Below are 26,411 nucleotides of genomic sequence, written 5' to 3'. Positions count from 1 at the left end.
GAAATGACTTCACTCGCAAAGGAGAAGAGCAATGTCCGAACTGATCGATCAGAACACCGTCACCAAGGAAAAGCTGGTTGCAGACCTGAAGGTGGTCATTTCCGACGCCGAGGAACTGCTGCGGGTGACCGCCAACCAGGCGGGCGAAAAGGTGGGCGAGCTGCGCGTGCGCATGCAGGAAAATCTCACCTCCGCCCGTCACAAGCTGGCCGACGCGGAAGCCGCGCTGAAGGAAAAGTCGCGCGAGGTGGCGCGTGCCACCGACGACTACGTGCATGAGCATCCGTGGAAGTCGATCGGCGTCGCCGCCGGTGTCGGCCTGCTGGTCGGTCTGCTGATCGGCCGCCGCTGAGCTCGCGATGGCCGCATCGCCCCGGCCTGAGCGCCTCGCCGTATCGCTGAAGGGATTCGTTTCCAGCCTGATCGAGATCGTTCACGTCAGGCTGGAACTGATTACCGTCGAAGCGCGCGACGAAGCACTGCGTCTGACCGAACTGCTGGTCTATGGCGCGCTGGCCATCGCTTTCCTCACCTTCGGCATCGCCTTTCTGGCGGTACTGCTGACCGTGCTGCTGTGGGACAGCCATCGCCTGCTGGTGCTGACGCTGTTCTCGACGCTGTTCATCACGCTGGGCGTCGTGGCAGCGGTGATCGCCCGCGCGCGCATGGCCGAAGGCACGCGGCTGTTCGCATCCACTCTCGACGAACTGAAGCGCGACCGCGACGGGCTGGGCGGATGAACGCACGGCGCCTGCGCCTCGCCCTGATGCGCGAACGGCTGGTCGAACGTTCGCGCCGTCTGCGCGTCGAAGCGGCAGCCCAATCGGCGGTGCTCGACCCGGTACTGAACGTCGGCGACCAGATCCGCGACGGTGCCGCCTGGGTGCGCAGTCACCCACAGGTACTGGCAGCGGTTCTGGTCGGCTTCGCGGTCGTGCGGCCGCGACGGGTGTGGCGATGGGGCCTGCGGCTTTGGGGTGCCTGGCGCCTGCTGGGCACGCTGCAGCACAGGCTGACGTCGCGCTGAGAGGCGAGCCCTCAAGTTTTCCTGCAGGACGCCGAATTCAGCTCATTGCCACTGCATCCCCGCTCCCCCGATGACCACACACTCCGCACAGGAACTGGCGCGCAGAACGACCGAGCTGGTCACGCTGCCTGCCATCTACCATCGGGTGAAGCAGGTCATCGACGACCCGGATGGCTCGGTGATCGAACTGGCCAAGGTGGTGGCGGCCGACCCCGGCATCACGATGCGCGTGCTGCGCGTCGTCAACAGCGTGTTCTACGGCTTCCCGGGCAAGATCGAAACGATGCAGCGCGCGGTGAGCGTGCTCGGCATGCAGCAGGTGCACGACATCGTGCTGGCGACGACGGTGACCGCCGTGTTCGCCGGCATGCGCCCGGAGCGCATGGATGTCGCCCGCTTCTGGCGCGCCTCTGCGATGCGCGGCCTGCTGTCGCGCGCGGCCGCCAAGAGCTGCGGCCTGCTCGACGCCGAACGGCTGTTCGTCGGCGGCATGCTGGCCGACATCGGTCACATGGTCATGTACATGCACGTGCCGCAGGAATCGGAACAGGCGCTGGTCGACAGCCGCGCATCGGGAGCGCCGATCGAGCAGCTGGAACGCGAAATCGTCGGCTGCGACTACGCCGCGGTGGGCGAAGCACTGCTGACCGAATGGCGGCTGCCACGCAGCTTTGCCGTCGCCATCGGCGCCCAGATCGATCCGGCGCACGGTGCGCCGCACGAGTTCGAAGCGTCGCTGCTGCATCTGGCGCGCCACGCGGTCGGCTACGACGCAGAACTGATCGATTCGGCCCGCATCGTCGCCTCGGCCTCGCCGGCCGCCTGGCAGATCACCCGGCTGGAGCCGCAGGCCTTCGAAGGCGCCTGCGCCGAAGCGGGCAGTTCGCTGGCGGCGGTGATGGGGCTGTTCTTCTCCGAATACGCCTGATCGCCTGATCGGCGCATCACGACCCGCCGCAGACCGGACGGAAGGCGCGGGCACTGGTATCTTCCAGCCCACCTGCCGCCATTCCGTCCGCCCTTGATCCCCACTTCCCCTGCCGCCAGCTGGCTCGACAGCCTCAAGGTGTATGCGCACCCGCGCGTCATCGGCATGCTTTTCCTCGGCTTTTCCGCCGGTCTGCCGCTCATCCTGGTGCTCGGCACGCTGTCCTACTGGCTGCGCGAAGCTGGCATCGACCGCTCGACCATCGGTTACTTCAGCTGGATAGGTCTGGCCTACGGCTTCAAGTGGGTGTGGTCGCCGCTGGTGGATCGCCTGCCGCTGCCCGGACTGACCCGGCTGCTCGGGCGTCGGCGCAGCTGGCTGCTGCTGTCGCAGCTGGCGATCGCCAGCGCGCTGTTCGGCATGGCCAACACCGACCCGGCGCAGGCACTTGAACGCATGGTGTGGTGCGCACTGGCGGTGGCGTTCGCGTCCGCCACGCAGGACATCGCGCTCGACGCCTACCGCATCGAGGCGGTCGAGCAGCGGCTGCAGGGCGCGATGGCAGCCACCTACCAGGGCGGCTACCGCATCGCGATGATCGCCGCCTCGGCCGGCGTGCTGTGGCTGGCCGCCTCGGTCGACGCGACCGACACCGCCTACGAACACGCACCCTGGCGCTTCGCCTACCTGATCATGGCTGCCAGCATGGGCGTCGGCATCCTGACCACGCTGCTGATACGCGAGCCGGACGCGCCAGTATCGGCGGACACCATGCAGCGCGAGGCGCGCACCCGCGAGTGGCTGGCGCACGAAGGGCTGCACGGCCCGCTGCTGGCCGCCGCCGCCTGGATTCACGGCGCCGTGGTATCGCCCTTCGTCGATTTCATCCGTCGCTATCGCTGGCACGCGGTGCTGCTGCTGGCGCTGATCGGCACCTATCGCATTTCCGACGTGGTAATGGGCATCATGGCCAACGCCTTCTACGTGGACATGGGCTACACGAAGGACGAAGTGGCGAATGTGGCCAAGGTGTACGGCGTCGGCATGACCATCGTCGGCGCGGTGATCGGCGGCGTGCTGACGGCGCGCATCGGCGTCATGAAGACGCTGTTCCTCGGTGCCGCGCTGTCGTCGGCAACCAATCTGCTGTTCGTCTGGCTGGCCGGCCGCGGCCACGACGTGAACGGCCTCATCTTCGCGATCTCCGCCGACAACCTGTCGGCCGGCATCGCTTCGTCGGCCTTCGTCGCCTATCTGTCAGGGCTGACGAACGTGGCCTACTCGGCCACCCAGTACGCGCTCTTCAGTTCGCTGATGCTGCTGCTGCCGAAGTTCATCGCCGGCTTCTCCGGCGTCTATGTCGACGCCCACGGCTACGAAGCCTTCTTCACCGCCACCGCGCTGCTGGGGGTTCCGGTGCTGGGGCTGGTGCTGCTGGCGGCGCGGGCGAGGGGCAGGGACCAGGGAGGAGAGGCTAGGGGCTAGCGAATCCGGGCGGAGAAGCCGCCCGCATGCTTCCCCTGACCCCTAGCCTCTAGCCCCTCCCAATCTGTACAGCGCAAAACTGCCGAGAAAGTTCGGCTCGTCCTGCACCGGCTGTCCTGCGTCGTCGAGCACCAGTCGCTCACGGATCTCGATGCCCAGCTTTTCGCACAGCGCCTCGAAGTCGGCGATGGTGAAGAAGCGGACGTTGGGCGTGTCGTACCACTGGTAGGGCAGGCGGTCGGACACCGGCATGTGGCCGTCCATGATGGCCATGCGGTGCTTCCAGAACGCGAAGTTCGGGAAGCTCACGACGGCCTCGCGGCCGACGCGCAGCATTTCGGTCAACAGCTTTTCGGTGCGGTGCAGGGTCTGCAGCGCGTTCGAAATGATGACCAGGTCGAAGCTCTGGTCGACGAAGTCGTACAGGCCCTTCTCCAGGTCGATCTGCAGCACGTTGATGCCGTTGCGCATGCAGCTGATCACGCGCTCGATGTCGATCTCGACGCCGTAGCCGCTGGCGCCGCGGCTGTCCTTCAGGTGGCGCAGCAGCGCGCCGTCGCCGCAGCCGAGGTCGAGTACGCGCGCGCCCGGGCTCACCCAGCCGGCGATCACGTCGTAGTCTATGCGTCCGTCCAGTGCAGTCATGTCGGTACCCGCCTCACACCGTGATGTTGTCGAAATATGCACGCAGTACTGCGTGGTAGTGCGGATCGTCGAGCAGGAAGGAATCGTGGCCGGCCGACGATTCGATCTCCGCATAGCTCACGTTGCGCCCCTTGCGCATCAGCGCATCGACGATTTCGCGCGAGCGCGACGGCGCGAAGCGCCAGTCGGTCGAGAAGGACACCAGCAGGTAGTCGGCCGTGGCCGGCGCGAAGGCGTTTGCCAGATCGCCGCCGGCGTCGTGCGCCGGGTCGAAGTAATCGAGCGCGCGAGTGGCCAGCAGATAGGTATTGGCGTCAAAGCTGCCAGCGAACTTGTCACCTTGGTAGCGCAGATAGGACTCGACCTCGAACTCGACCTCGAAACTGAACTTGCGTCCGCCCTCGCGCAGCCGGCGTCCGAATTTCTCGGCCATCAGGTCGTCCGACTGGTAGGTGATGTGACCCAGCATGCGCGCCAGCCGCAGACCGCGACGCGGCAGCGTGTTGTGCTCGTAGAAGTGGCCGCCGTGGAAATCCGGGTCGGTGATGATGGCCTGGCGCGCCACCTCGTTGAACGCGATGTTCTGCGCCGTCAGCTTGGGTGCCGACGCGATCACCAGCGCATGGCGCACGCGCGCCGGCAGATGGATGGACCACGCCATCGCCTGCATGCCGCCCAGGCTGCCGCCGATGATGGCCGCCCAGCAGTCGATGCCGAGGCGGTCGGCCAGCAATGACTGCGCCGCCACCCAGTCCTCCACCGTCACCACCGGGAAATCCGCCCCCCAGGGCTTGCCGGTTTCCGGATTGGTGCTCATCGGGCCGGTCGAGCCGTGGCAGCCGCCGAGATTGTTGACGCTGATGACGAAGAACTTGCGCGTATCGAGCGGCTTGCCCGGGCCGATCAGGTTGTCCCACCAGCCGGTGTTCTTCGGCGCGTCAGCGTGGATGCCGGCCGCGTGATGGTGACCGGACAGTGCCGGACAGACCAGCACGGCGTTCGAGCGGGCGGCGTTCAGTTCGCCATAGGTTTCGTACATCAGCTCGAAACCCGGCAGTACGGCGCCGCTCTTCAGCGTCAGCGGCGTGTCGAAACGCGCGCACAGCGGGCTGACGATGCCGACGCTGTCTTCAGGGATGGATATTTCGTTGGCCATGAAAAAACCCGGTTGACCAAAGCCAGGACCGGGTTCGCCCTCGCTTTAGCCGAATTTGTAAGGGAGGCCCGGCAGCACACCGCCGGAGGAACCCGGGCGCCCGCAAGCTGAGACAAATCGGCGCCATGAAACAGGGGAAACTGCCTGCATTCTGGCGAATCAGGCAGGTTTGTCAATCGTGCGGCGCGTCACGTACTGACCGCGGTACCGCTCACGCACACCATCAGCATGCCGTTGTCGGCGCCCAGCACTTCGTAGTCGATGTCGATGCCGACCACCGCGTTGGCGCCCAGCTTCGCCGCCGCCTCGCTCATTTCCTGCATCGCCGCGTCGCGCGCGTCGGCCAGCGTGCTTTCGTAGGCGCCGGCGCGGCCGCCGACCACATTGCGGATGCTGGCGAACAGGTCCTTGAAGATGTTGGCGCCGATGATGGCTTCGCCGGTGACCACGCCGTGGTACTGGCGGATGGGCCGGCCTTCGAGCGTGGGCGTGGTGGTGAGCAGCATCGGCGTTCTCCGGTGACTATGCGAAACATCCTGGGCGAAAGCCCCTGGCGACCTTACCCCTGACGACTTTACTCTTCGTCCATCACCGCGGTGGTGTAGACCTCCTGCACGTCGTCCAGGCTGTCCAGCACGTCCAGCAGTTTCTGCATCTTCACTGCGTCGTCGCCGGCCAGCGGGCTTTCGTTCAGCGGCTTCATCGTCACTTCGGCGAATTCGGCCTTGAAGCCGGCCTTTTCCAGCGCGTCCTTGACCGCAACGAAGTCGGCTGGCGGACTGAGCACCTCGATCGAGCCGTCGTCATTGGTGAGCACGTCCTCGGCGCCGGCTTCCAGCGCCGCTTCCATCAGCGCGTCCTCGGAGGTGCCCGGAGCGAAGATGAACTGGCCGCAGTGCTTGAACATGAAAGCCACCGAGCCGTCGGTGCCGAGGTTGCCGCCATACTTGGAGAAGGCATGGCGTACGTCGGCGACGGTGCGGGTGCGATTGTCGGTCAGGCAGTCGACCATGACAGCAGCACCCCCGATGCCGTACCCTTCGTAGCGGATTTCCTCGTAGCTTGCCCCGTCGAGCTCACCGGTACCGCGCTTGATGGCGCGATCGATGTTGTCGCCGGGCATGTTTTCGCCCTTCGCCTTGTCCACAGCCATGCGCAGGCGCGGATTGAAATTGGGATCACTGCCGCCCATGCGGGCTGCCACGGTGATTTCCTTGATCAGCTTGGTGAACACCTTGCCCCGCTTGGCGTCCTGACGACCCTTGCGATGCTGGATGTTGGCCCACTTGGAATGACCGGCCATGAAAGAAGACGTCCGTTGGAAATGTGCAAGCGGCGATTTTAATCGAGAGCGCCGATGACGGGCTCAAGAGCGTTGCGCGGGACTCCGTTAATTCCGAATGGGAATTTTCCGGCTCCCGTGGCCGGCGGGTGAATGCAATCGTGACAACTACAAGACTTCTGATCGCTCTGCTGGCCATCAGTGCCAGCAGCGGCGCGCTGGCGGACGACCCGGCCAGCGAACCGTTGTGGCATTTCGGCGGCTTCGGCACGCTGGGCGCCGGCTATCACAGCCAGGAGGACGTCGTCTATCGGCGCGATCTCGAACAGGCCGGCGGCATCGAGGGTGACAAGCTCGGCTTCCGTCTGGACACCCGCATCGGCCTGCAGGCGAGCGCCACCTTCAATCCGCGCTGGTCGACGACGATACAGGCGGTCAGTCGCCTGAACAGTGAAGGCAACTGGGCACCCATGCTGAGCTGGGGCTTCGTGCGCTACGCCCCGACCGACTGGCTGGAACTGCGTGCCGGACGGCTCGGCGCCGACATCTACCTCGAAGGCGATTCGCGCCACGTCGGCTATGCCTACACCGCGGCGCGGCCGCCGACCGAAGTGTACGGCGTGGTGACGCAGGACCGCTTCGACGGCGCCGACCTCACGCTGCGCACGCCGATCGGCGACGGTCTGGGCAGCGTCAAGGTGTATGGCGGGCAGTCGCGCGGCGACTTCTACCTGTACGGCCAGCGGGTGACGCAGGACGACGCGACCACCGTGGGCGCGACGATCGAATGGGCGAGCGACACGCTGACGCTGAAGGCGGCCTGGGCAGACATTCATGCGCGCGGCGACCGTTCGCTGGTGGAACTGCGCGATGCGCTGGCGTCGGTACCGCTGGCGCAGGCGCAGTTGCGGGCATCGCAGATACAGACTTCTCACCACATCACCTTCGCCGGTCTCAGCGCGCGCTACGAGAACGGCCCGTGGTCGCTGCAGGGCATACTCGCGCGCGAGACCTTCTCGCAGTTTCCGCGCTACTCCGGCTGGGGTTCGAGCGTGGTCGCCGGCTATCGCATCGGCGCGTGGAAGCCCTATCTGACCTGGGGACGCATCTCCTTCGAACCGGACGACAGTGCGCTGACGCTGCCGGCTCCGGCGGCTGCGCTGCAGGTCGTCTACGACCGCGTCGTCGACCGGCTGACGATGAATCAGCGCACTTTCGGCGCCGGTGTGCGTTATGACTTCGCCACCGATTACGCCTTGAAGGTACAAATCGAAAAGATCAATGCCTCATCGTCGTCGATACTGATCACCCCCAGCGGCCTGCCGGTCCGCGATGCCAGTCTGACGCTGTTCACCGTCGTGCTGGATTTCGTCTTCTGATGCCGCTGATGCATTTGTTCACCCGACGAACCCTGCTCACGCTCGTACTTGCGTTCGTGAGCGGATGGGCGCGTGCGGAAACGCTGGCGGTCATCGTGCACCCCTCAAGCGGGGTGGACAGCCTGAGCCGGGAGGAAGTGAGCCATCTGTTCCTCGGTCGCATCAAGCACCTGCCGTCCGGCACACCCGCCGTCGTGCTGGATACGAAATCGTTGCGCGCGGACTTCTACCGCGCACTGGTCAATCGTGAAATGAACGAGATCAGCGCCTATTGGGCGCGCCTGAAATTCTCCGGACGGACCCAGCCGCCGGAGCAGATCGACGACGCCGAGTCGGTGCTGAGACGCGTCGCGGCCGAGCGCGGCGCGATCGGCTACATCGACGCCGCGCGGGTGGACAAGCGCGTCCGGGTGGTGCTGCTCCTTGAGTACTGAACCGGCTTCCCGCCCGCCCGACACGCCCGACGCAGCGCACTCGCCGCGCCGGCTGCAGACCAGCGTGGTCTGGCGGACCATGCTGCTGATGCTGTTCTTCGGCGGTCTGGTCGGCGTTCTGGTCGCGCTGGCCAGTACCGTCATGGTCGGCCGGGAAGAACGGGAGCGGATGCAGCGGCAGCTGGCCGAGCTGATGGCCACCGTCGAACGCACCGCCAGCGTCGCTGCCTTCGCGCGCGACGAACAACTGGCGAACGAGGTGGCCCAGGGCCTGCTGCTCAACGATGCGGTCGCCCGCGTCGTCATCACCGAAGCCGACCACGTGCTGGCGTCGGTGGGCGAGGCCGACACCGAGGCAGGCGTGCTGCGGCTGCCGGTGCTGGTCCGCCCGCTGACCTCGCCGTTCTCGCCCGACCAGCAGGTCGGCGAGCTGAGGTTGTGGCCGGCCAGTTCGAAGATCGCACAGGCTGCGGGTTCCTATTCGCGTTTCATCGCCATCATCCTGCTGATCGAGCTGGTGTTCGTCGTGCTGTCGGTTGCCTGGGTGGTGCTGAACGTATTCACGCGCCCGGTGAAGAAGCTGTCGGACGACCTGCATCACCTCGAAATCGGTGTCGGCAAGCATGTTTCGGTACCGACCGGACACGCCGGCGACGAGATCGGCCGGCTGGCCGGCGACGTCAATGCGCTGATCACGCGGATGGACGACCTGCTCGCCGCCGAGCGCGATACGCGGGCACAGCTCGAGGCATCCGAGCGCAAGTTCAGGCTCATCTTCGAGAGCGCGGAAACGGGCATCTTCACCGTCGACAATGCCGGTCGCCTGCACGACTGGAACCCCTGGCTGGCGGCCAAGCTGCGACTGCCGGCGCGCGAAGGCAGCGATCGCAGCTATGCGCTGGGCACCCTGCTCGGCGACGCTTCGTCACGGCTCGACACGCTGATGGTGCGCGCACTGAGCGACCAGCGTCCGACCTCGGCCGATTTCGGCGTGCAGTACGGCGAATCGGGCGTGCTCTGGCTGCACGTCGTGCTCAACCCTCTGCCCGACGGCCTGCTGCAGGGCATCGCCAACGACGTGACCGAACGCAAGCGCGCCGAGGCGAGCGCGCTGGCGATGGCCGAGCGCGACCCGCTGACCGGTCTGCTGAACCGGCGCGGCATCGAGCACCGGCTCAGCAGCGCGCTGGAAAGCCTGCACGGCAGCGGTCTGGCGCTGATGCTGGTCGATCTCGACGGCTTCAAGCAGGTGAATGACACGCAGGGCCACGAAGCCGGCGACCGCGTGCTCAGCTGGGTCGCCCGACAGCTCGAAGCCGTCGTGCGGCGCACCGATCTGGTCGCGCGGCTGGGCGGCGACGAGTTCGTCGTCGTGCTGTGCGCGCTGGAAAGCCCGGACACCGCGCGCTTCATCGCCGCCAAGATCGTCAGCGCACTGGCACGGCCGATAGACGCCGGCGGCAACCAGCCGGTGCAGATCGGCGCCAGTGTCGGCATCGCCTACACCGACTCCCGGGCAGACGCACCGGAAGCATTGATGCGCCGTGCCGACGAGGCGATGTACGAAGCCAAGCGCGCCGGCAAGTCGCAGTACCGCTTCGCATCCTAGGCCATTGCATCGCGAAGGGCGCTCACCGTCGGTTTTCCGCACTGTCCGCCGGACGCTGCGCTGGTAGCATCGCGCCATCCCCTCCGAGGAAGAAGCCATGGCCGAACCGCTCCACATCGCCCGCGCCGGCGACCTCTCGCTCGCCCTGCTGCCGAATATGGCCAACCGCCACGGGCTCATCACCGGCGCCACCGGCACCGGCAAGACCGTCACGCTGCAGTCGCTGGCCGAACGCTTCTCCTATATAGGTACTCCGGTGTTCATGGCCGACGTGAAGGGCGACCTCTCGGGCATGGCTGCGGCCGGCACCGTCAGCCCGAAGCTGCAGCAGCGCCTCGACATGCTGGGCATCACCGATTTCGTGCCCTACCCGAGCCCGGTCTGCTTCTGGGACGTGTTCGGCGAATCCGGCCACCCGATCCGCGCCACCGTCAGCGACATGGGCCCGCTGCTGCTGGCCCGTCTGCTCGGTCTGAACGAAACGCAGGCGGGCGTGCTCACCATCGTGTTCAAGGTGGCCGACGACCACGGCCTGCTGCTGCTCGACATGAAGGACCTGCGCGCGCTGGTACAGCACGTCGGCGACAACGCGGCGCAGTTCAAGACCCAGTACGGCAACATCTCGACCGCGTCGATCGGCGCCATCCAGCGCGGCCTGCTGCAGCTCGAGGAGCAGGGCGCCGACCGCTTCTTCGGCGAACCGATGCTGGACATCGCCGACCTGATGACCTTCGACGAGCACGGCCGCGGCACCATCAACATCCTGGCCGCTGACCGCCTGTACAACTCGCCCAAGCTCTACTCCACCTTCCTGCTGTGGCTGCTGGCCGAACTGTTCGAACAGCTGCCGGAAGTGGGCGACATGGACAAGCCCAAGCTGGTGTTCTTCTTCGACGAAGCCCACCTGCTGTTCAACGAGGCGCCGCCGGCGCTGCTGGAAAAGATCGAACAGGTGGTGCGGCTGATCCGCTCAAAGGGCGTCGGCGTCTATTTCGTGACGCAGAACCCGCTGGACGTGCCCGATTCGGTGCTCGCCCAGCTCGGCAACCGGGTGCAGCACGCGCTGCGCGCGTTCACGCCGCGCGACCAGAAAGCGGTCAAGACCGCTGCCCAGACCATGCGGCAGAACCCCAAATTCGACGCCGAACAGGCCATCCTCGAACTGGGCACCGGCGAAGCGCTGGTGTCCTTCCTCGACGAGAAGGGCCGGCCGTCTATGGTCGAGCGCGCCTTCGTGCTGCCGCCGGCATCCCGCCTCGGCCCGCTGACCGCGGACGAGCGCAGCGCGATGATCCAGCACTCACCGATGCGCGGCCGCTACGAACAGACGCTGGACCGCGAGTCCGCCTACGAGATGCTGGCCGCTGCAGTGAACGCGAATCCGGTCGCCACCGGCAAGCCTGTGCCGGGCGCACAACCCGGTGCGACCAACGCGCCAGCCGGTGACGGCGGCCTGCTCGGCGGGCTGCAGGATCTGGTGTTCGGCTCGACCGGCCCGCGCGGCGGCCAGCGTGACGGTCTGGCCCAGACCGCCGCCAAGACGGTGGCGCGCACCGTCGCCAGCTCGATCGGCCGCGAAATCGTGCGCGGCGTGCTCGGTTCCATCCTCGGCGGACGACGAAAATAGTGAGCAGCGCCGACGCGCGCCTCGGCATCTGGCTCGCCGTCATCGCATCGGCCGGCTTTTCGCTGAAGGCCATCCTGGCCAAGCTCGCCTATCCACACGGCGTCGATCCGGTGACGCTGGTGGCGCTGCGCATGCTGCTGGCCGCCCCCGTCTTCGTCGTCGTGGCTTGGCGCGAAGCGCGGCGCGGCGCGCCGCTCAGCGCCCGCGACTGGGCGACCGTCACGGTGCTCGGCCTGTTCGGCTACTACGGTGCCAGCATGCTGGATTTCTATGGCCTGCTCTACATTTCCGCCGGTCTGGAACGGCTGGTGCTGTTCACCTACCCGACGCTGACGCTGCTGATTGGCTGGATGGCGCACGGCCGCCGCATCACGCGGCGCGAAATCGTCGCCAGCCTGCTCTGCTACGGCGGCATCGCGCTGGCCGTGGTGCACGACATCGAAGTGAGCGGCGAGGCAGCGACCATCGCGCTGGGCTGCGCGCTGGTGTTCGGCTCCTCGCTCAGCTTCGCCATCTACCTGACCGGTGCCGCGGCGCCGATACGCAAGCTCGGCGCGACGCGCTTTTCGGCGCTCGCGACGCTGGTGTCGACGGTGGCGGTCAGCCTGCACTTCGTCGCCGTGCGCCCGCTCGACGCGCTGGCACAGCCGGCGCCGGTGCTGTGGCTGGCAGTGGCGATGGCACTGTTCTCGACCGTGCTGCCGGTGTTCCTGCAGTCGGCGGCGATCCGCCGCATGGGTGCGCAGACCGCGGCGCTGGTCGGCAGCACCGGCCCTGTCATCACCGTCTTCCTCGCCTGGTGGATGCTGGCCGAACCGGTGTCGGCACTGCAGATCGCCGGCACCGTGCTGGTGATCGCCGGCGTGCTGTGGGTGGGCCGGCGCTGAGCAAAGCGTCACGGCAGCGGAATACGGTCATGCTACTTTCATCGTCCTTTCCGGGGACAGGGATGGATGCATGGACGTATCGCGTTTCGAACAGCTGATCCACCGCCTCGAAGCGGTGGCTGCGCGCAACCCGTCGGGCTATCGCGCGCGCGTGGCGGCGGTGGCGCTGCTCGGCTTCGTCATCCTGGCCGTCGTGCTCGGCATGGCCCTGCTGATGGTCGGCGCGCTGGCCGGCGTCGTGCTGATGCTGTTCAAGGGCGGTGGCGCGGTCGCGCTGATCGCGCTGAAGCTGGGCAAGGCCCTCATCCTGCTCGCGTTGCCGCTGTGGCTGCTGCTGAAGACCTCCTTCCGCATGCTGCTGGCGCGCTTTCCGGCCCCGGAGGGCCTGGAGATCACGCGCGCCGACGCTCCGCGGCTGTTCGAGCGCCTCGACGACATGCAGCGACGGATGAACGGGCCCGCCTTCCATCACGTGCTGCTGGTCGACCAGCTCAATGCCGCCGTCGTGCAGCACCCGCGGCTCGGCCTGTTCGGCTGGAACCGGCACTACCTGATACTGGGCCTGCCGCTGCTGCAGACGCTGGACGAGGACGAGGCGCTGGCGGTGGTCGCCCACGAATACGGTCACCTGGCCGGCGACCACGGCCGCTTCGGCGCCTTCATCTACCGGCTGCGCGGCGCCTGGGGCCAGATGCAGGCGATGGCGCAGACCTGGGACGACTGGGGCAGCCGCCTCGTCGCCCGGCTGTTCGGCTGGTACGCGCCCTGGTTCAACGCCTACTCGTTCGTGATGGCGCGCGCCAACGAATACCAGGCCGACCGCTCGTCGGCCGAACTGGTCGGTGCCGCCGCGGCCGCCCGCGCACTGCAGCGGGTGGGCGTCGCCGCGCGCTTCGAGGCGCAGGATTTCTGGCCCGGCATAGACCGTCTGGCCCGCCTGCAGGCGGAGCCGCCTTCCGCACTGAGCGGCGAATGGCGACGCGCGCTGTCGTCGCTCGACGAAGCGCGCGCCTGCAGTTACCGCGACGAGGTGCTGCAGGAAAGCACCGGCTACGGCGACACCCACCCCTGCCTGAACGACCGTCTGCGCGCATTGGGCGAAGCGCCGTCGCCCGTCCTGCCGGCGATCGGCACGACCGCGGCCGAGCGCTGGCTGGGCGACGCACTGCCGCGACTGGCCGGCGTACTCGATGCCCGCTGGCGCGACGACGTACGCACGCGCTGGCAGGAGCGCAACAGCTATCTGGCCGAACGTCTGCAGCAGTTGCAGGCGCTGCGCGAGAACGGGGAGCGCAGCGTCGAGAATGAATGGACGCTGCTGCTGCTGACCGCCGAACTGGAGCCGGATGTCGACCGGCGACCGGCCATCGAGGCGCTGCTCGCGCGGGCGCCGGACCACCTTGCGGCACGCTTCGCGCTCGGCGACCTGAAGCTGGACGCCGATGACGCCGGCGGCATCGACGACATCGAGGCGGTGATGCAGGCCGACGCGGACGCGATACTCGCCGGCTGCGAAACGATCTGGCGCTGGCTGCGCACGCGCGACCCGGTGCGCGCCGACCTGTACCGCGAACGCTGGGAAAGACGGCAGGCACATCTCGCCGGCGTGCAGCACGAAATGGACACGCTGGACCCGAAGTGCGAACTCGGTCGGCACGACCTGTCGCCCGAGGTCGAAGCGGACATCGTGCGCGCCGTGCTGCCGCACGTCGATCGCCTCGCCCGCGTCTTCCTGCTGCGGCGGCCGATCGGCGCCGACCCGCGGGCGCGTGCCTACGTGCTGGCTTTCGACATGACGCGGCGCTGGCTGCGCAGTGAAGAGGCGCTCGGCAAGCTGGCGCGGACGCTGGCGGCAGCGGACTATCCGGTGTCACTGCACGTGGTGCCGCTGGGCGCGAAAGCCTTCCGCGGCTGGCGCAAGCGCATCCGCGCGCTGGGCGTCGACGCGCTGCCGCTGGGCGGCGAAAGCTGAACCTCAGGCGGCCTCAGGCGGCGATCGGCGGCAGTTCGGCGTCGCTCTCGCCCAGCGTGAAACAGAAGGTGGCGCCCTTGCCCGGCTCGGCGCGCGCCCAGACGCGGCCGTTGTGGCGACGGATGATGCGCTGGACCAGCGCCAGGCCGATGCCGGTGCCTTCGAACTCACCTTCGCGATGCAGCCGGATGAAGGGATTGAACAGCTTGTCGGCGTGCGCCATGTCGAAGCCCACGCCGTTGTCGCGTATGTAGATCACCGCCTGCTGACCACGGCCTTCGGCGCCGACTTCGATGCTGCCGTGCGGCACCGGCGACGAGAACTTCCACGCGTTGCGCAGCAGGTTGTCGAGCGCAATGCGCAGCAGGCCGACGTCACCGGCCACCAGCATGCCGGGCTGGATGACGAAGGTGCAGTCGCGGCGCGGATCGCTGGCGCGCAGCATGTCGGCGATCTCCTGCGCCAGCGCGCTGAGGTCGACCGGCTGGCGCTGCAGCGGCATCCGCGTCACGCGCGACAGTTCGAGCAGGTCGTCGACCAGATGCTCCATGCGCAGCGCGGCGCGCAGGATGCGCGACAGCGCATCGAAACTCGCCTTGCCGAGGCCGCTCACGTCGGGCCGTGTCATTTCCGATTCGAGCACGCTGGCGAAGCCGTGAATGGCGCGCAGCGGGCCGCGCAGGTCGTGCGACACCGAGTAGCTGAAGCTTTCCAGTTCCTCGAATGCGGCCCGCAGGCTGGAGGTGCGGCTGCGCACGCGCTCGTCCAGTTCGTGATTGAGTGCGCGCAGATCCTCTTCCGCCTTGACCTGGCGACTGACGTCGCGCGCACTGCCGCGGTAGCCGGCGATCTGGCCGGAGGCATCGCGCCACGGGCGGCCGGACAGCGCCATGATGCGCACGCCGCCGTCCTGCTGTCGCCAGTCGATCACGATGTCGCGGAAGGGACGGAATTCCTGCGTCAGCAGCGCGATGTCGTCGTGCCGCTGCGGGCCGGGGCGGCGCATCGCGAACAGCGCGTTCAGCGACAGGCCGCGCAGCGGCCAGGCGCCGTCCGACGTGTACACAATGGTGCGCTCGGCATCGGTTTCCCAGAACCAGTCGGCCGCCGCCTCGGCGAAATCGCGCAGCCGCGTGCGCTCGGCTTCGAGTTCGCTGATTTTCTTGTCCAGCTTGTCGCGCAGCCGCTCGGCGTACAGCGCGTCGGCGTCGCCGACCACCGGCCGCTGCGGGCCTCGGCTGCCCAGCGCCTCCAGCTCGGCGACCAGCGCGCCGATCTCGCAGGGCTTGACCAGGAAGCGGTCGGCACCCAGCCGGTAGGCCAGTTCCTCGTCGCGGCGGTCGGTGAAGGTGGCGGTGTAGAAGGCGAACGGGATGGCAGCCAGCTGCGGGTGGGCACGCACCGCGCGGCACAGGCCATAGCCATCGAGTTCCGGCATCAGGATGTCGGACACGATGAGGTCGGGCGGCTGCGCCTTGGCCAGTTCGAGCGCGGCGCGCCCGTCGGCTGCGGTGCGCACGGCGTGGCCACGCGATTCCAGCGCGGCGCTGAGCATCAGGCGAGAGTTCTCGTCGTCTTCGGCGATCAGGATGTCCATCAGGCTCGGGCCAGTACGTCTTCGATCTGTTTCATCACCCGCAGCGGGTCGATGGGCTTTTCGATATAGCCGTTGCAGCCGGCGGCCAGCACGCGCTCGCGGTCACCGGCCATCGCGAACGAGGTGATCGCGATCATCGGAATCGGCGGCCAACCCTCGGCCGCGCGGATGCGGCGGGCGACCTCGATGCCGTCGATGTCCGGCAGCTGGATGTCGAGCAGGATGAAGTCGGGGCGCTCGCGCAGCGCCTCGGCAACCCCTTCCAGCCCGGTCATCGCGCAGCGCGTACCGTAACCTCCGGCGTGCAGGATGAATGTGATCAGTTCGAGGTTGTTCTCGTTGTCCTCGATCACCAGCGCGGTCTTCACGGGCGGCTGCCCTCCGTCGCACGGCCCGAGCCCTCGCGCGGCAGGTGCAGCGTGAAGCGGCTGCCCACGCCCGGCGTGCTCTGCACGTCGACGCTGCCGGACAGCAGTTCGGTGGCGATCTTGCGCGTCAGGTAGAGACCGAGCCCGGTACCGGGCGTCTTCACGCGCAGGTGGGAATCGATGCGTTCGAAGGGCTGGAAAAGACGGGCCAGCCCGGTATCGTCCATGCCGATGCCCGTATCCTCGACGCTGATGTCGAGCCAGCTGCCACGCACGCTCGCCTCCACAGTGATGGTTCCTTCGACGGTGTACTTTACCGCGTTGCTCACGAAATTCAGTATGCATTGGAGCAGCCGGCGGCGGTCCGCCTGGACCAGGATGCCCGGCGGCACGCGCACCTCGATGTCCAGCTTCTTCTCGCGCGCGGCCGGCGTCACCGACTGCACCGCCTCGTCGATCACCGCCTCGACCTCGAAGCGCTCCTCGAACACGTCGATGAAGCCGGCTTCGATCTTCGATATGTCGATCACGTCGGTGATCAGCGCCAGCAGGTGCTTGGCCGAGCCATAGACCCGGCTGAGCTGATCGTGCTGGCGCGTGTTCAGCTCGCCCGCCATGCCGGCCAGCACGACACCGGTGAAGCCGATGATGGAATTGAGCGGAGTGCGCAGTTCGTGTGACATCGAAGCGATGAACATCGATTTCAGCCGGTCGAGATCCTTCAGTCGCTCGTTCGCCTGCGCAAGTTCCGCGGTGCGTTCGGTCACTCTCTGTTCCAGCGTTTCATTGGCCACGCGCAGCGCCTGTTCGGTGCGCTTGATGTCGCTGATGTCGCGCAGCACGCTGGAAATGAACTGCACCTCGCCGTCGGCGCCGCGGTGCGCGACCCGTACCGCCGACATCGGCACGCTGCCGCCACCGTGTTTTCGCAACCGCGTCTCGCCGACCCAGATGCCGTCCTTCATCACCGCCGGCAGTTCGACCGTGAGGTAGTGGCGGTAGGCATCCGGCGGGTAGAGGTCGCCGACCAGCAGGTTGTCGGGCAGCTCGCTGCCGGTCAGGCCGACGGTGCGCCGCGCGGACAGGTTCAGGTAGGTGATGCGCAGATCGGTGTCCACCGTGGACACGTAGTCCGGCGTCGCGTCGAGGATGGCCGACAGCCTGACCTGCTCCGCCTGCACCCGGTGCCGCTCGCGCGCGACCAGGAAACGGCCGAGCAGCGTCGCCACCTCGCCAGCGAAGCGCTGCTCGTCATGCGCCCACTCGCGCATCTCGCCGGTATGTTCGAGACAGACGACGCCGGCCAGCCGGCCGTCGAGAAAGACCGGCGCGTCCAGCATGGCGCTGACACCCTCGGCGTCGAGGTAACCGCCGGTGAATTCGTGCACCTGCGGATCGCGGCGCGCATCGGCGGCAGCGATGGTGCGGCCGCTGCGCAGCGCGGCGAAATAGTCGGGGAAGGCGGACGCCGCCAGCACGGCGCCGGAGACATGACCGCGATCGACGTCGATCCGGCGCCGGTCGTACAGGTCCAGGCAGCGCAGCCGGCCGCTGTCGACGTCCAGCCGCCACACGCCGGCGCGGCTCACCGACAGTGCGTCGGCCACCACTTCGGTCAGCGTGGCGAGCGCGGCATCGTCGCCGGTCGACAGTGCATGGTCCACGCTGAGACGCATGATGGCCGCGAGCTGGCCGTCCTGCCGTTCGAGCCGGCCGCGCTGCTCGCGCCGCGCGCGCAGGTCGTCGGTCACGTCGATGAAGGTGGCCTGGATGGCCTGGGCGCCGTCCCAGCTGACCTGGCGGATGACCGAATCCAGCGTGCGCCGCTGGCCGTCCGTGCGCACCACGTCGAGCTGCATCGGCAGCACGCGGCCGGACGCCAGCAGGCGGCGGTTGCTGTCGCTGGAAATGACCGGCAGGTCGTCCGCCACCACCATGTCGGCCAGCGAGTGCTGTCCCATCAGGTCAGCCACCGACTGGAAGCCGAGCAGTTCGGCCGCGCGCCGGTTGGCGTACAGCGGCTGGAACTGGCGGTGAATCAGGATGCCCTGGATCGAGCCGTCGAACAGGTCGAGCAGCTGCGCTTCGCGGGTACGCGCGCGACGCGACGCGGCGGCGCGCTCGTTCAGCGTGATCGACAGCGAATAGGGCGCGATCGACATCGTGATGACGAAGGCCTGCAGCAACAGCAGCGCACGCAGCGGCGTCTCGCTGCCGAAGGGGCCCAGCCCGGTCTGCGTGCCGTACAGCGCGACGCCGTTCATCAGCACCAGCAGCAGGCTCATCCAGCGCACCTTGAGGCGGATCGCCGACCACACCAGCACCGCCGGCAGCACCAGCATGTAGGGCTCGGGACCATCGAGCACGCGCAGGAAGAGCGCAGCCGTCACGCCCAGCGTCAGCAGCAGCCAGGGCAGCACGGTCCGCAGGTCGGCCATCAGCCTCTGCAGCTGCAGGCGACCGATCCAGCCGGCGACCAGCTGCACCACCAGCAGCGTGCCGGCGAAGTGGGCGGCCGCGTGCAGCGTCCAGTCCGACAGATAGAAGGGGGCGCCGGCCGACCAGGCGTCGCTGGCGCCACGGGCGATGGCCAGCAGCAGCGCAACGCCGATGAACCACGCGTAATGGTCGGCGCGCATGCGCGGGTAGGGCTGCAGCGGGAAGGTGCGCAGCACCTGCGTGCCGACGCAGACCAGGACGCCGGTCAGTGCTGCATTCAGCGTCGCGGCCAGCGGCGTCTGCCCGGCCAGCACACCCTGCACCAGCGTCACCAGCATGACCGGCACCGCGTGCGCGAGGCCGAACAGCAGCACCACGGCGAAGGCGATGCCGAGGCCGATCTGCAGGACCGGCGGCTGGCCGTCGGAGAGGCCGAGCAGCGGATCGACCTGGGTCGCCAGTGCACAGGCGGCCGCGCTGGCGACGTAGCGGAGCGGGTGCAACGAGGCGCGCGGAGATGCAGACACGATATGCTGCGGCAGTGAATGGTCGGCGCATCTTAGCGTCCTTCCGGCGCCGCGACCTATCGGCACAAGGAACGATGGACGCGGCGCGGCGTCCACCGCCCAGCTCTTCAACCCTCGTCAACCACGATGACACGCCTGATACGCCTCGGCCTCATCCTCGCCGCCCTGCTGCAGCCCGCGCTTGCCGCGCAGTGCGTACCGCCCGGCCGCTGGATCGCCCCGGGCAAGGGCGAACTCGACGCCGGCAGCGTGCTCGCCCGCGCCAGCGCGCAGAGCGTGCTGCTGCTCGGCGAGACGCACGACGTCGCCGCTCACCATGACTGGCAGCTCGACACGCTGCGCGCGCTGCACGCGCGGCGCCCGCAGATGGTGATCGGCCTGGAAATGCTGCCGCGCAACGCACAGCCGGTGCTCGACGCCTGGGTGCATGGCGACATCGACGAGACGGCGCTGTTCGAGCGCACCGGCTGGACGCGCACCTGGGGCGTGCCGCCGTCGCTGTACGCGGGCATCTTCCGCTTCGCGCGCGAGCACCGGCTGCCGATGCGCGCGCTGAACATCGAGCGCCAGGTGGTGCGCGAAGTGTCGAAGCTCGGGCTGGCCGGCGTACCGCCGGCGCGGCGCGAAGGCGTTGGCGATCCGGCCGACGCCCCCGACAACTACCGCAACTGGCTCAAGCAGATCTGGAGCGATCACATGCCGCAGGCGCAGGCGACGTCGAACGAGGCCTTCGTGCGCTTCATGCAGGGCCAGCTGCTGTGGGACCGCGCGATGGCCGAGGCGCTGGTGACGGCAGCGCGCGAGTACCCGCAGGCGCTGGTGGTCGGCCTGATGGGCAGCGGCCACGTCATCCACGGTCACGGCGTCGAACACCAGCTGCGCGCACTCGGCGTGGCCGACGTCGGCAGCCTGCTGCCGTGGGACAGCGACGCCGACTGCGGCGATCTGGTCGCCGGCGTCGCCGACGCCGTGTTCGGCATCGTGCCGGCGGTGCAGGACAGACTGCGCTGATGCGCGCACTGCACCGGCTGGCCGTCGCCTGCACACTGTGCTGCGGCAGCGCGCTGGCCGCACCGCATTACACGATCACCGCCCGGCTGGCGCCGGCCAGCAGCACGCTGGACGCCGCCGCCCGCATCGTGCTGCCGGCCGGCGAAACGGTGGCGCTGCGCATGGACGGCGCCCATCGCATCGAGTCGATGCAACTCGACGGCCGCCCGCTGAGCGCCGCGCGCGACGGCGGGCAGTGGCGCATCGAGCTGGCCGCCGCCACGCGCGACCGCCAGCTCGAACTGCGCTGGCAGATCCGCGCCCAGGCGCCGGACAGCGCCGCCCGCCATCGCGACACGCTGACTGCCTTCGCGCCACAGATCGGCGAGGCAGGCAGCTTCCTGCCGGCCGGCGGCGCCTGGTATCCGCTGCCGCATGACAGCGCCGGCCCGCTGCTGCATCGCTACGCGCTCACCGTCGACCTGCCCGCCACGCAACGCGCGCTGGCACCGGGCGACCTGACGCAGGACACGGTGCGCGACGGCCGCCGCAGCCAGCGCTTCGAAGCGCGCCAGGACGGCGAGGGCGCCGACCTGATGGCCGGCCCGTGGCAGCAGACGACGCGCGCACTGCGCGCCCGCGACGGCCGCACACTGACGCTGGTCACGCTGTTCCACCCCGAGCTGGCGGCTGAAGCCGAGGGCTATCTCGACGCTGCGGCGCAGGCACTGACGCAGTTCGAGACGCGCTTCGGCGACTACCCGTACAGCCGCTTCAGCATCGCCTCATCGCCGACGCCGACCGGCTTCGGCATGGCCGGCCTGACCTACCTCGGCATCGACGTGCTGCGCCTGCCCTTCATCCGCCACACGTCGCTGCCGCACGAAATCGCGCACAACTGGTGGGGCAACGGCGTGCATCTGGCGCCGGACAGCGGCAACTGGTCGGAAGGCCTGACCACTTTCGTCGCCGACTACGCACAGCGCGAAGCGCAGGGCGACGATGCGGCGCGCACGCTGCGCCTGGACTGGCTGCGCGGCCTGTCGGCGCTGGCGCCGGCGGCGCACGACAGCCTGGCCGACTTCGGCGGCCGCACGCATGACGCATCGCAGGCCATCGGCTATCACAAGGCGGCGCTGGTGTTCCTGATGCTGCGCGACACGCTGGGCAGCGCCACCTTCGACCGCGCGCTGCGCACCTTCTGGTCCTCCCACCGTCACCGCCGCGCCGGCTGGGACGATCTGCGCCTCGCTTTCGAGCAGGCGTCGGGCCGCGACCTGCGCCGCTTCTTCGCCGAATGGGTGGAGGGCCGTGGCCTGGCCGAACCGCGGCTGGACGCAGTCAGACCGGGCGCCGACAGCGTGACGCTGACACTGGCGCAGCCGGCGCCGCCCCATCTGCCTGGCCTGCCGCTGCATCTGCGCGACCCGGACAGCGGCGCGCTGCGCATCGAAACCCTGACGGTCGACCGGCCACAGCAGTCCTTCACGCTGCCGCTGAGGGGCTGCGCCGAACTGGCGGTCGATCCCGACTTCCGCACCGCGCGCCGGCTGCGTCCGGGCGAGGCGCCGCCCATCCTGCGCGAAGCGACGCTGGACGGCACGCTGGCGCTGACCGTGCTCGACGGCGGCGACGCGCGCGTCAGTGCAGCGGCCGACGCACTGGTTGGCGACTGGCTGGACACGCCGCCGCCGCGGCTCGCCGCCGACGTCGCACCCGGGCGCACTGCCCGCATGGTGATCGGCCGCAGCGCCGACCTCGACCGCTGGCTGGCGCGGCACGGCCTGCCGGCCCGCCCGCGCGACGGCGATGTCGTGGCCTGGGCCGTGCGCAGCGCGGCTGGCGGTACGCTGGCATTGGTCGCCGCACGCGACGCCGACGCGCTGACCGGCGCCCGGCGAGCGTTGCCGCACTACGGTCAGCAGGGCTGGGTAGTCATCGACGGCGGACGCGCCAGCGCGCGCGGCCAGTGGCCGGCGCAGACGCAATGGACCCGGGTGTGCGCACTCAGCGCGCGATGAGCAGCGCGTCCAGCCCGAGCCGGTCGCGCAGCAGGCGGGCGGCCGATTCGGCCGCTTCGCGGCTGGCAAAGGGCCCGGCCTGCACGCGGTGGCGGCTGCCGTCGCTGTTCACCCGCACCCGATCGGCCAGTTCAACCAGACCGTCGACGACACGCCGGCTCAAGGCCTGCGCGTTGTCGAGGCCGGCAAAGGCGCCCAGCTGCAGCCAGTGACCGGTGTCGGCCGCCGCTGGCGCGGGTTCGGTCGACAGCGCGGCAATCACGTCAGCTTCGGCGGCACGCTCGACCGGCGGCGTGCGCTGCACTTCCGGCCGTCCGGCGGCGCGACGCGCCAGCAGATCGCCCGGGCTGCCTTCGGCGAACACGGCCTCGACCTCGACCTCGGCGCTGCCGTCGTTCACATAGCCGAGCTTGGCGGCGGCGGTCCACGACAGGTCGATCACCCGGCCCGGCTTGAACGGGCCGCGGTCATTCACCCGCACGACGACCGAGCGGCCACTGGCCAGGTGAGTGACGCGGGCGTAGCTCGGGATGGGCAGTGTCGCGTGCGCGGCGGTCATCGCGTACATGTCGTACACCTCGCCGCTGGAGGTTTTCTGGCCGTGGAACTTGCGGCCGTACCAGGAACCGCGGCCGCGCTGGCGGAAAGGTTTCGCCTCGGTCATCGGCACGAACTGCATACCCAGCGCTGAATAGGGCCGGTTGGCGAAGCGGTGCAAGGGTTCGTCGCGCGGCACGGCGTCGGGGATGGCGGCCAGCGCGGCGGCGTCCGGCGCGTTGTCGCCCGGGCCGTCGTCCAGGTAGTAGCCGCCACCACGCTTCGTCACCGGCGGAGCTGGTTTCGCCGGCTCGCCCGGCGGAGCGCGCACGACAGGCGCCGGGTCCGGCTCGACCTCGGTCACCGGCGGCGCACCGGCACAGCCGGCGAGCACGGCGGCCGCCGACAGCAGCGCGAGCAGGCCACGGATGTGCACGATCAGCGCTCCCGCCGCCGGCGCCGGTGCGCCTCGATCGACATCAGCAGCCCGAGGCCGATGCACAGCGTCACCAGCGCGGTGCCACCGTAACTCACGAAGGGCAAGGGCACGCCGACCACCGGCAGCACGCCGGTCACCATGCCCATGTTCACGAAGGCATAGGTGAAGCAGGACAGCGAAATCGCGCCGGCCAGCAGGCGACCGAACAGCAGCGGCGAGCGGGCGGCGATCATCAGGCCGCGCCCTATCATCGCCATATAGATAAGCAGCAGCACCACCGCACCCAGCAGGCCGAACTCCTCGGCCATCACGGCGAAGATGAAGTCGGTGTGGCGCTCGGGCACGAATTCGAGATGGGTCTGCGTGCCTTCCTTCCAGCCCTTGCCGAACACGCCGCCGGAACCGATGGCGATGCTGGACTGGATGATGTGGAAGCCGCTGCCGCGCGGGTCGGAGGTCGGATCGAGCAGCGTGCACACGCGCTGCCGCTGGTAGGCCTTGAAGCCCGGCCACTCGACGCCTTCGGCGCACATCGCGTCGCCCTCGACCGCCAGCGTCGCGATGCCGACCACGCCGATGGCGAGCACCGGGATGATGAGCTTCCACGACAGGCCGGCGAAGAAAATGACGAATACGCCGGCCGCCAGTACCAGGATGGCGGTGCCCAGATCCGGCTGGTGGAAGATGAGGCCGACCGGTATCAGCAGGATGACCAGCGCCACCAGGAAGTCGCGCAGCCGCAACTGCGCCTCGTGCCGGTGGAAGTACCAGGCCAGCATCAGCGGCACCGAAATCTTCAGCATTTCCGACGGCTGTATCCGGGTGAAGCCGATGTTGAGCCAGCGTTGCGCGCCCTTCGACGTTTCGCCGAACAGTTCGACGCCGATCAGCAGCACGACGCCGACGACGTAGAAGGGCAGCGCCAGCTGCATCAGGCGCAGCGGCGGAATCTGCGCCACCACCAGCATGACGCCGAGGGCGACCGCGAGATTGACCAGATGGGCGTCGAAGCGGAAGGAGAAGTCGGCGGTGGCGCTGGCCATCACCAGCGTCGCCAGCGACAGCAGCACGAAGGTGATCGCCAGCAGCGGCGGATCGAGCGCCGACAGCAGGCCGAAGATGCGCTCGCGCAGCGCCGACCATCTACTCGCTGTCAGTTGCATCGGCATCCTCCGGTGCAGGGCCTGCCGGCGTATTGCCCAGCAGGTAGTAATCGAACACCTGGCGCGCGATCGGCGCCGCCGACTGAGCGCCGAAGCCGGCGTTCTCGACGATGACCGCGAGCGCGATCTTCGGGTCGTCGGCCGGCGCATAGGCGATGAACAGCGCGTGGTCGCGCAGCTTTTCCGCCAGCTTGCCGCCGCGATACTGCGCACCCCGCAGCGAGAAGGCCTGCGCGGTGCCGGTCTTGCCGGCGGCAACATAGGGCGCGCCGGCGAAGGCACGGGCACCGGTGCCGGCCTTGTTCACGTCTTCCATCGCCTGCTTGATCACCGCGATGTGCTCCGGCTTCAGGTTCACCCGCCGCGTCGGCTGCGGCTCGATCTCGCGTACTGCGCCGGTGCGCACGTTCTCGACCTGCTTCACCAGATGCGGCTTGTAGACGACGCCGTCGGCCGCCAGTATCGACACCGCGTGCGCCAGCTGCAGCATCGTATAGGCGTTGTAGCCCTGACCGATGCCGACCGAAATCGTTTCGCCGGCGTACCACTTCTGCTGTTCCGGCTTCTTGAAGCGCTTCTTCTTCCATTCCGGCGACGGCAGCACGCCGGTCGCCTCGCCCTCGATGTCGATGCCGGTGCGGCTGCCCAGGCCCATCTGCGCCATGAAGCCGGCGATGCCGTCTATGCCCCAGTCCGCCGCCAACCGGTAGTAATAGGTGTTGCAGGACACGACGATGGACTTGTGCATGTCCACCGAGCCGTGACCGCCCACCTTGTCGTCGCGGAAGCGGTGGCCACCGAAGTCGAAGTGGCCGGGGTCGGCGATGGCGAACTGCGGCGTGCGCTTGCCGGCGGTCAGCGCGCCGAGCGCCATGAAGGGCTTGAAGGTCGAGCCGGGCGGGTAGGCCGAATAGATGGCGCGGTTCAGCAGCGGGTGGTCGGCCGAGGTGTTCAGCGCCTCCCAGTTGGCGCTGTCGATGCCATCGACGAACAGATTGGGATCGAAGGTGGGCTTGCTCACCAGCGCCAGCACGCCGCCGGACGACGGTTCGATCGCCACCAGCGCACCGCGCCGCTCGCCGAAGGCCTGTTCGACCACGCGCTGCAGGCCGGCGTCCAGCGTCAGCCGCAGGTTGTTGCCGTTCTGCGGCGGGGTGCGCGACAGCACGCGCACCGCGCGACCGGCGGCGGTCACCTCGACCTGTTCGAAGCCGGTGACGCCGTGCAGATCGTTCTCGTACGACAGTTCCAGCCCGCTCTTGCCGATGTGGTCGGTGCCGCGGTAGTTGTCGGCCACGCCCGCCTCTTCTATGCGCTCGGCGTCGCGCCGGTTGATGCGGCCCATGTAGCCCAGCACGTGCGAGGCCAGTTCGGTGTTCGGGTACTGGCGGAACAGCCGCGCCCTCACCTCGACGCCGGGGAAGCGATAGCGCTGGGCGATGAAGCGCGCCACTTCCTCGTCGGTCAGCCGGGTGCGTATCGGCAGCGAATCGAAGTTGCGCGACTCGTCCATCAGCTTGCGGAAACGCTTGCGGTCGCGCGCCTCGATATTCACCAGCTGCGCCAGCTCGTCTATCGTCGTTTCGAGATCGGCCACGCGCGAGGGCTGTATTTCCAGCGTGTAGGCCGAGTAGTTGCGCGCCAGCACCTCGCCCTTGCGGTCGATGATGAGGCCGCGATTCGGCGTGACCGGCAACAGCGCGATGCGGTTGTCCTCGGCGCGGGTGGCGTAATAGTCGTGCCGGACCACCTGCAGCCAGAAGAAGCGCGAGAACAGCAGCGCGAAACACACCAGCACCAGCGCGCCGGCGAAGTACACGCGGCGGCGGAAGCGGACGAGCTGCAGTTCCGGGCTGTTCAGGTCGGTCATGCGCAGGAAGAACCCTTGTCAGTCACGCG

The 26,411-nt window shown here is 68.5% G+C and carries 23 protein-coding genes; 13 read left to right on the top strand and 10 right to left on the bottom strand.

Annotation, left to right across the window (positions count from 1 at the left end):
* The first annotated feature begins 31 nt into the window (after positions 1 to 31).
* From METRZ18153_RS0100550 to METRZ18153_RS0100530, 5 genes are all read left to right on the top strand, one after another.
* Positions 32 to 352, top strand: a complete 321-nt coding sequence (locus METRZ18153_RS0100550; RefSeq protein ID WP_019915939.1) for an ElaB/YgaM/YqjD family protein — start codon at positions 32 to 34, stop codon at positions 350 to 352.
* A gap of 7 nt (positions 353 to 359) precedes the next feature.
* Complete coding sequence (locus METRZ18153_RS0100545) at positions 360 to 740, top strand: phage holin family protein (protein WP_020162899.1); 381 nt, start codon at positions 360 to 362, stop codon at positions 738 to 740.
* Positions 737 to 1,027: a YqjK family protein gene (locus METRZ18153_RS0100540; protein WP_020162898.1), complete on the top strand. Its 291-nt coding sequence runs from the start codon at positions 737 to 739 to the stop codon at positions 1,025 to 1,027. The genes METRZ18153_RS0100545 and METRZ18153_RS0100540 overlap by 4 nt, the downstream gene beginning before the upstream one ends.
* A gap of 70 nt (positions 1,028 to 1,097) precedes the next feature.
* Complete coding sequence (locus METRZ18153_RS0100535; protein ID WP_020162897.1) at positions 1,098 to 1,955, top strand: HDOD domain-containing protein; 858 nt, start codon at positions 1,098 to 1,100, stop codon at positions 1,953 to 1,955.
* 93 nt (positions 1,956 to 2,048) lie between these two features.
* Complete coding sequence (locus METRZ18153_RS0100530; RefSeq protein ID WP_029143457.1) at positions 2,049 to 3,440, top strand: AmpG family muropeptide MFS transporter; 1,392 nt, start codon at positions 2,049 to 2,051, stop codon at positions 3,438 to 3,440.
* Positions 3,441 to 3,482: 42 nt separating this feature from the next.
* Here METRZ18153_RS0100530 and metW read toward each other — a convergent pair whose 3' ends face one another.
* From metW to METRZ18153_RS0100510, 4 genes are all read right to left on the bottom strand, one after another.
* Complete coding sequence (metW, locus tag METRZ18153_RS0100525) at positions 3,483 to 4,085, bottom strand: methionine biosynthesis protein MetW (RefSeq protein ID WP_020162895.1); 603 nt, start codon at positions 4,083 to 4,085, stop codon at positions 3,483 to 3,485.
* Between the two features lie 13 nt (positions 4,086 to 4,098).
* A complete protein-coding gene (gene metX, locus METRZ18153_RS0100520; RefSeq protein ID WP_020162894.1) occupies positions 4,099 to 5,241 on the bottom strand; it encodes a homoserine O-succinyltransferase MetX in 1,143 nt (380 codons plus the stop codon).
* A gap of 188 nt (positions 5,242 to 5,429) precedes the next feature.
* A complete protein-coding gene (locus tag METRZ18153_RS0100515) occupies positions 5,430 to 5,747 on the bottom strand; it encodes a heavy metal-binding domain-containing protein (protein ID WP_019915948.1) in 318 nt (105 codons plus the stop codon).
* Positions 5,748 to 5,815: 68 nt separating this feature from the next.
* Positions 5,816 to 6,544 carry a YebC/PmpR family DNA-binding transcriptional regulator gene (locus tag METRZ18153_RS0100510; RefSeq protein WP_020162893.1) on the bottom strand — a complete coding sequence of 243 codons (729 nt, stop codon included), beginning with the start codon at positions 6,542 to 6,544 and terminating at the stop codon, positions 5,816 to 5,818.
* Positions 6,545 to 6,684: 140 nt separating this feature from the next.
* Between METRZ18153_RS0100510 and METRZ18153_RS0100505 the strand changes: the two genes are divergently transcribed.
* The 6 genes from METRZ18153_RS0100505 to METRZ18153_RS0100480 all read left to right on the top strand — a co-directional run bounded on the left by METRZ18153_RS0100505 (position 6,685) and on the right by METRZ18153_RS0100480 (position 14,431).
* Positions 6,685 to 7,902 carry a signal protein gene (locus METRZ18153_RS0100505; RefSeq protein WP_232415932.1) on the top strand — a complete coding sequence of 406 codons (1,218 nt, stop codon included), beginning with the start codon at positions 6,685 to 6,687 and terminating at the stop codon, positions 7,900 to 7,902.
* Positions 7,902 to 8,336, top strand: coding sequence for a type 2 periplasmic-binding domain-containing protein (locus tag METRZ18153_RS0100500; protein ID WP_020162891.1), 435 nt, complete (start codon positions 7,902 to 7,904; stop codon positions 8,334 to 8,336). The genes METRZ18153_RS0100505 and METRZ18153_RS0100500 overlap by 1 nt, the downstream gene beginning before the upstream one ends.
* Positions 8,326 to 9,945, top strand: coding sequence for a sensor domain-containing diguanylate cyclase (locus METRZ18153_RS0100495; RefSeq protein WP_232415931.1), 1,620 nt, complete (start codon positions 8,326 to 8,328; stop codon positions 9,943 to 9,945). Before METRZ18153_RS0100500 ends, METRZ18153_RS0100495 begins: the two co-directional genes overlap by 11 nt.
* 97 nt (positions 9,946 to 10,042) lie before the next feature.
* Positions 10,043 to 11,572 carry a helicase HerA-like C-terminal domain-containing protein gene (locus METRZ18153_RS0100490; RefSeq protein WP_020162889.1) on the top strand — a complete coding sequence of 510 codons (1,530 nt, stop codon included), beginning with the start codon at positions 10,043 to 10,045 and terminating at the stop codon, positions 11,570 to 11,572.
* On the top strand, positions 11,572 to 12,459 hold the full coding sequence (locus METRZ18153_RS0100485) for a DMT family transporter (RefSeq protein ID WP_020162888.1): 888 nt from the start codon (positions 11,572 to 11,574) through the stop codon (positions 12,457 to 12,459). The genes METRZ18153_RS0100490 and METRZ18153_RS0100485 overlap by 1 nt, the downstream gene beginning before the upstream one ends.
* 70 nt (positions 12,460 to 12,529) lie before the next feature.
* A complete protein-coding gene (locus METRZ18153_RS0100480; RefSeq protein ID WP_020162887.1) occupies positions 12,530 to 14,431 on the top strand; it encodes a M48 family metallopeptidase in 1,902 nt (633 codons plus the stop codon).
* Between the two features lie 13 nt (positions 14,432 to 14,444).
* Here the strand turns inward: METRZ18153_RS0100480 and METRZ18153_RS0100475 are convergent, their stop codons facing one another.
* Genes METRZ18153_RS0100475 through METRZ18153_RS0100465 form a run of 3 tightly spaced genes read right to left on the bottom strand, consistent with a single transcriptional unit; the run spans position 14,445 to position 19,362 of the window.
* Positions 14,445 to 16,028, bottom strand: a complete 1,584-nt coding sequence (locus tag METRZ18153_RS0100475) for a sensor histidine kinase (protein WP_020162886.1) — start codon at positions 16,026 to 16,028, stop codon at positions 14,445 to 14,447.
* Entirely contained in the window at positions 16,028 to 16,396 is a 369-nt protein-coding gene (locus METRZ18153_RS0100470; protein WP_020162885.1) for a response regulator, read from the bottom strand. Before METRZ18153_RS0100470 ends, METRZ18153_RS0100475 begins: the two co-directional genes overlap by 1 nt.
* Positions 16,393 to 19,362, bottom strand: coding sequence for an ATP-binding protein (locus tag METRZ18153_RS0100465; RefSeq protein WP_232415930.1), 2,970 nt, complete (start codon positions 19,360 to 19,362; stop codon positions 16,393 to 16,395). The genes METRZ18153_RS0100470 and METRZ18153_RS0100465 overlap by 4 nt, the downstream gene beginning before the upstream one ends.
* A 126-nt stretch (positions 19,363 to 19,488) precedes the next feature.
* Here METRZ18153_RS0100465 and METRZ18153_RS0100460 point away from each other — a divergent pair, with 126 nt between their 5' ends.
* Both METRZ18153_RS0100460 and METRZ18153_RS0100455 read left to right on the top strand, forming a co-directional pair.
* Positions 19,489 to 20,373 carry a ChaN family lipoprotein gene (locus METRZ18153_RS0100460; RefSeq protein WP_020162883.1) on the top strand — a complete coding sequence of 295 codons (885 nt, stop codon included), beginning with the start codon at positions 19,489 to 19,491 and terminating at the stop codon, positions 20,371 to 20,373.
* Positions 20,373 to 22,373 carry a M1 family metallopeptidase gene (locus METRZ18153_RS0100455; protein WP_020162882.1) on the top strand — a complete coding sequence of 667 codons (2,001 nt, stop codon included), beginning with the start codon at positions 20,373 to 20,375 and terminating at the stop codon, positions 22,371 to 22,373. The genes METRZ18153_RS0100460 and METRZ18153_RS0100455 overlap by 1 nt, the downstream gene beginning before the upstream one ends.
* Here METRZ18153_RS0100455 and METRZ18153_RS0100450 read toward each other — a convergent pair.
* The 3 genes from METRZ18153_RS0100450 to mrdA are packed head-to-tail and all read right to left on the bottom strand — an operon-like array spanning position 22,360 to position 26,382.
* Entirely contained in the window at positions 22,360 to 23,346 is a 987-nt protein-coding gene (locus tag METRZ18153_RS0100450; protein WP_020162881.1) for a septal ring lytic transglycosylase RlpA family protein, read from the bottom strand. The genes METRZ18153_RS0100455 and METRZ18153_RS0100450 overlap by 14 nt on opposite strands.
* 2 nt (positions 23,347 to 23,348) lie before the next feature.
* Entirely contained in the window at positions 23,349 to 24,512 is a 1,164-nt protein-coding gene (gene rodA / locus METRZ18153_RS0100445) for a rod shape-determining protein RodA (RefSeq protein WP_029143896.1), read from the bottom strand.
* Positions 24,493 to 26,382 (bottom strand): penicillin-binding protein 2, encoded by a 1,890-nt coding sequence (gene mrdA, locus METRZ18153_RS0100440; protein ID WP_020162879.1) that lies wholly within the window; start codon positions 26,380 to 26,382, stop codon positions 24,493 to 24,495. The genes rodA and mrdA overlap by 20 nt, the downstream gene beginning before the upstream one ends.
* Between the last annotated feature and the right edge of the window lie 29 nt (positions 26,383 to 26,411).

Origin of the sequence: Methyloversatilis discipulorum (genome assembly GCF_000385375.1) — a bacterium.
Lineage (GTDB): Bacteria > Pseudomonadota > Gammaproteobacteria > Burkholderiales > Rhodocyclaceae > Methyloversatilis > Methyloversatilis discipulorum_A.
Note: the sequence above shows the minus strand (reverse complement) of the source record. Positions and strands in the feature narration are given on the sequence as shown.

Excerpts from the sequence above, each read along its gene's own strand:
- METRZ18153_RS0100540 (WP_020162898.1), top strand. The coding sequence starts at position 737 with ATGAACGCACGGCGCCTGCGCCTCGCCCTGATGCGCGAACGGCTGGTC.
- METRZ18153_RS0100550 (WP_019915939.1), top strand. The coding sequence starts at position 32 with ATGTCCGAACTGATCGATCAGAACACCGTCACCAAGGAAAAGCTGGTT.
- METRZ18153_RS0100480 (WP_020162887.1), top strand. The coding sequence starts at position 12,530 with ATGGACGTATCGCGTTTCGAACAGCTGATCCACCGCCTCGAAGCGGTG.
- METRZ18153_RS0100535 (WP_020162897.1), top strand. The coding sequence starts at position 1,098 with ATGACCACACACTCCGCACAGGAACTGGCGCGCAGAACGACCGAGCTG.
- metW (WP_020162895.1), bottom strand. The coding sequence starts at position 4,085 with ATGACTGCACTGGACGGACGCATAGACTACGACGTGATCGCCGGCTGG.
- rodA (WP_029143896.1), bottom strand. The coding sequence starts at position 24,512 with ATGCAACTGACAGCGAGTAGATGGTCGGCGCTGCGCGAGCGCATCTTC.
- METRZ18153_RS0100475 (WP_020162886.1), bottom strand. The coding sequence starts at position 16,028 with ATGGACATCCTGATCGCCGAAGACGACGAGAACTCTCGCCTGATGCTC.
- METRZ18153_RS0100545 (WP_020162899.1), top strand. The coding sequence starts at position 360 with ATGGCCGCATCGCCCCGGCCTGAGCGCCTCGCCGTATCGCTGAAGGGA.
- METRZ18153_RS0100490 (WP_020162889.1), top strand. The coding sequence starts at position 10,043 with ATGGCCGAACCGCTCCACATCGCCCGCGCCGGCGACCTCTCGCTCGCC.
- METRZ18153_RS0100460 (WP_020162883.1), top strand. The coding sequence starts at position 19,489 with ATGACACGCCTGATACGCCTCGGCCTCATCCTCGCCGCCCTGCTGCAG.
- METRZ18153_RS0100510 (WP_020162893.1), bottom strand. The coding sequence starts at position 6,544 with ATGGCCGGTCATTCCAAGTGGGCCAACATCCAGCATCGCAAGGGTCGT.
- METRZ18153_RS0100500 (WP_020162891.1), top strand. The coding sequence starts at position 7,902 with ATGCCGCTGATGCATTTGTTCACCCGACGAACCCTGCTCACGCTCGTA.
- metX (WP_020162894.1), bottom strand. The coding sequence starts at position 5,241 with ATGGCCAACGAAATATCCATCCCTGAAGACAGCGTCGGCATCGTCAGC.
- METRZ18153_RS0100515 (WP_019915948.1), bottom strand. The coding sequence starts at position 5,747 with ATGCTGCTCACCACCACGCCCACGCTCGAAGGCCGGCCCATCCGCCAG.
- mrdA (WP_020162879.1), bottom strand. The coding sequence starts at position 26,382 with ATGACCGACCTGAACAGCCCGGAACTGCAGCTCGTCCGCTTCCGCCGC.
- METRZ18153_RS0100455 (WP_020162882.1), top strand. The coding sequence starts at position 20,373 with ATGCGCGCACTGCACCGGCTGGCCGTCGCCTGCACACTGTGCTGCGGC.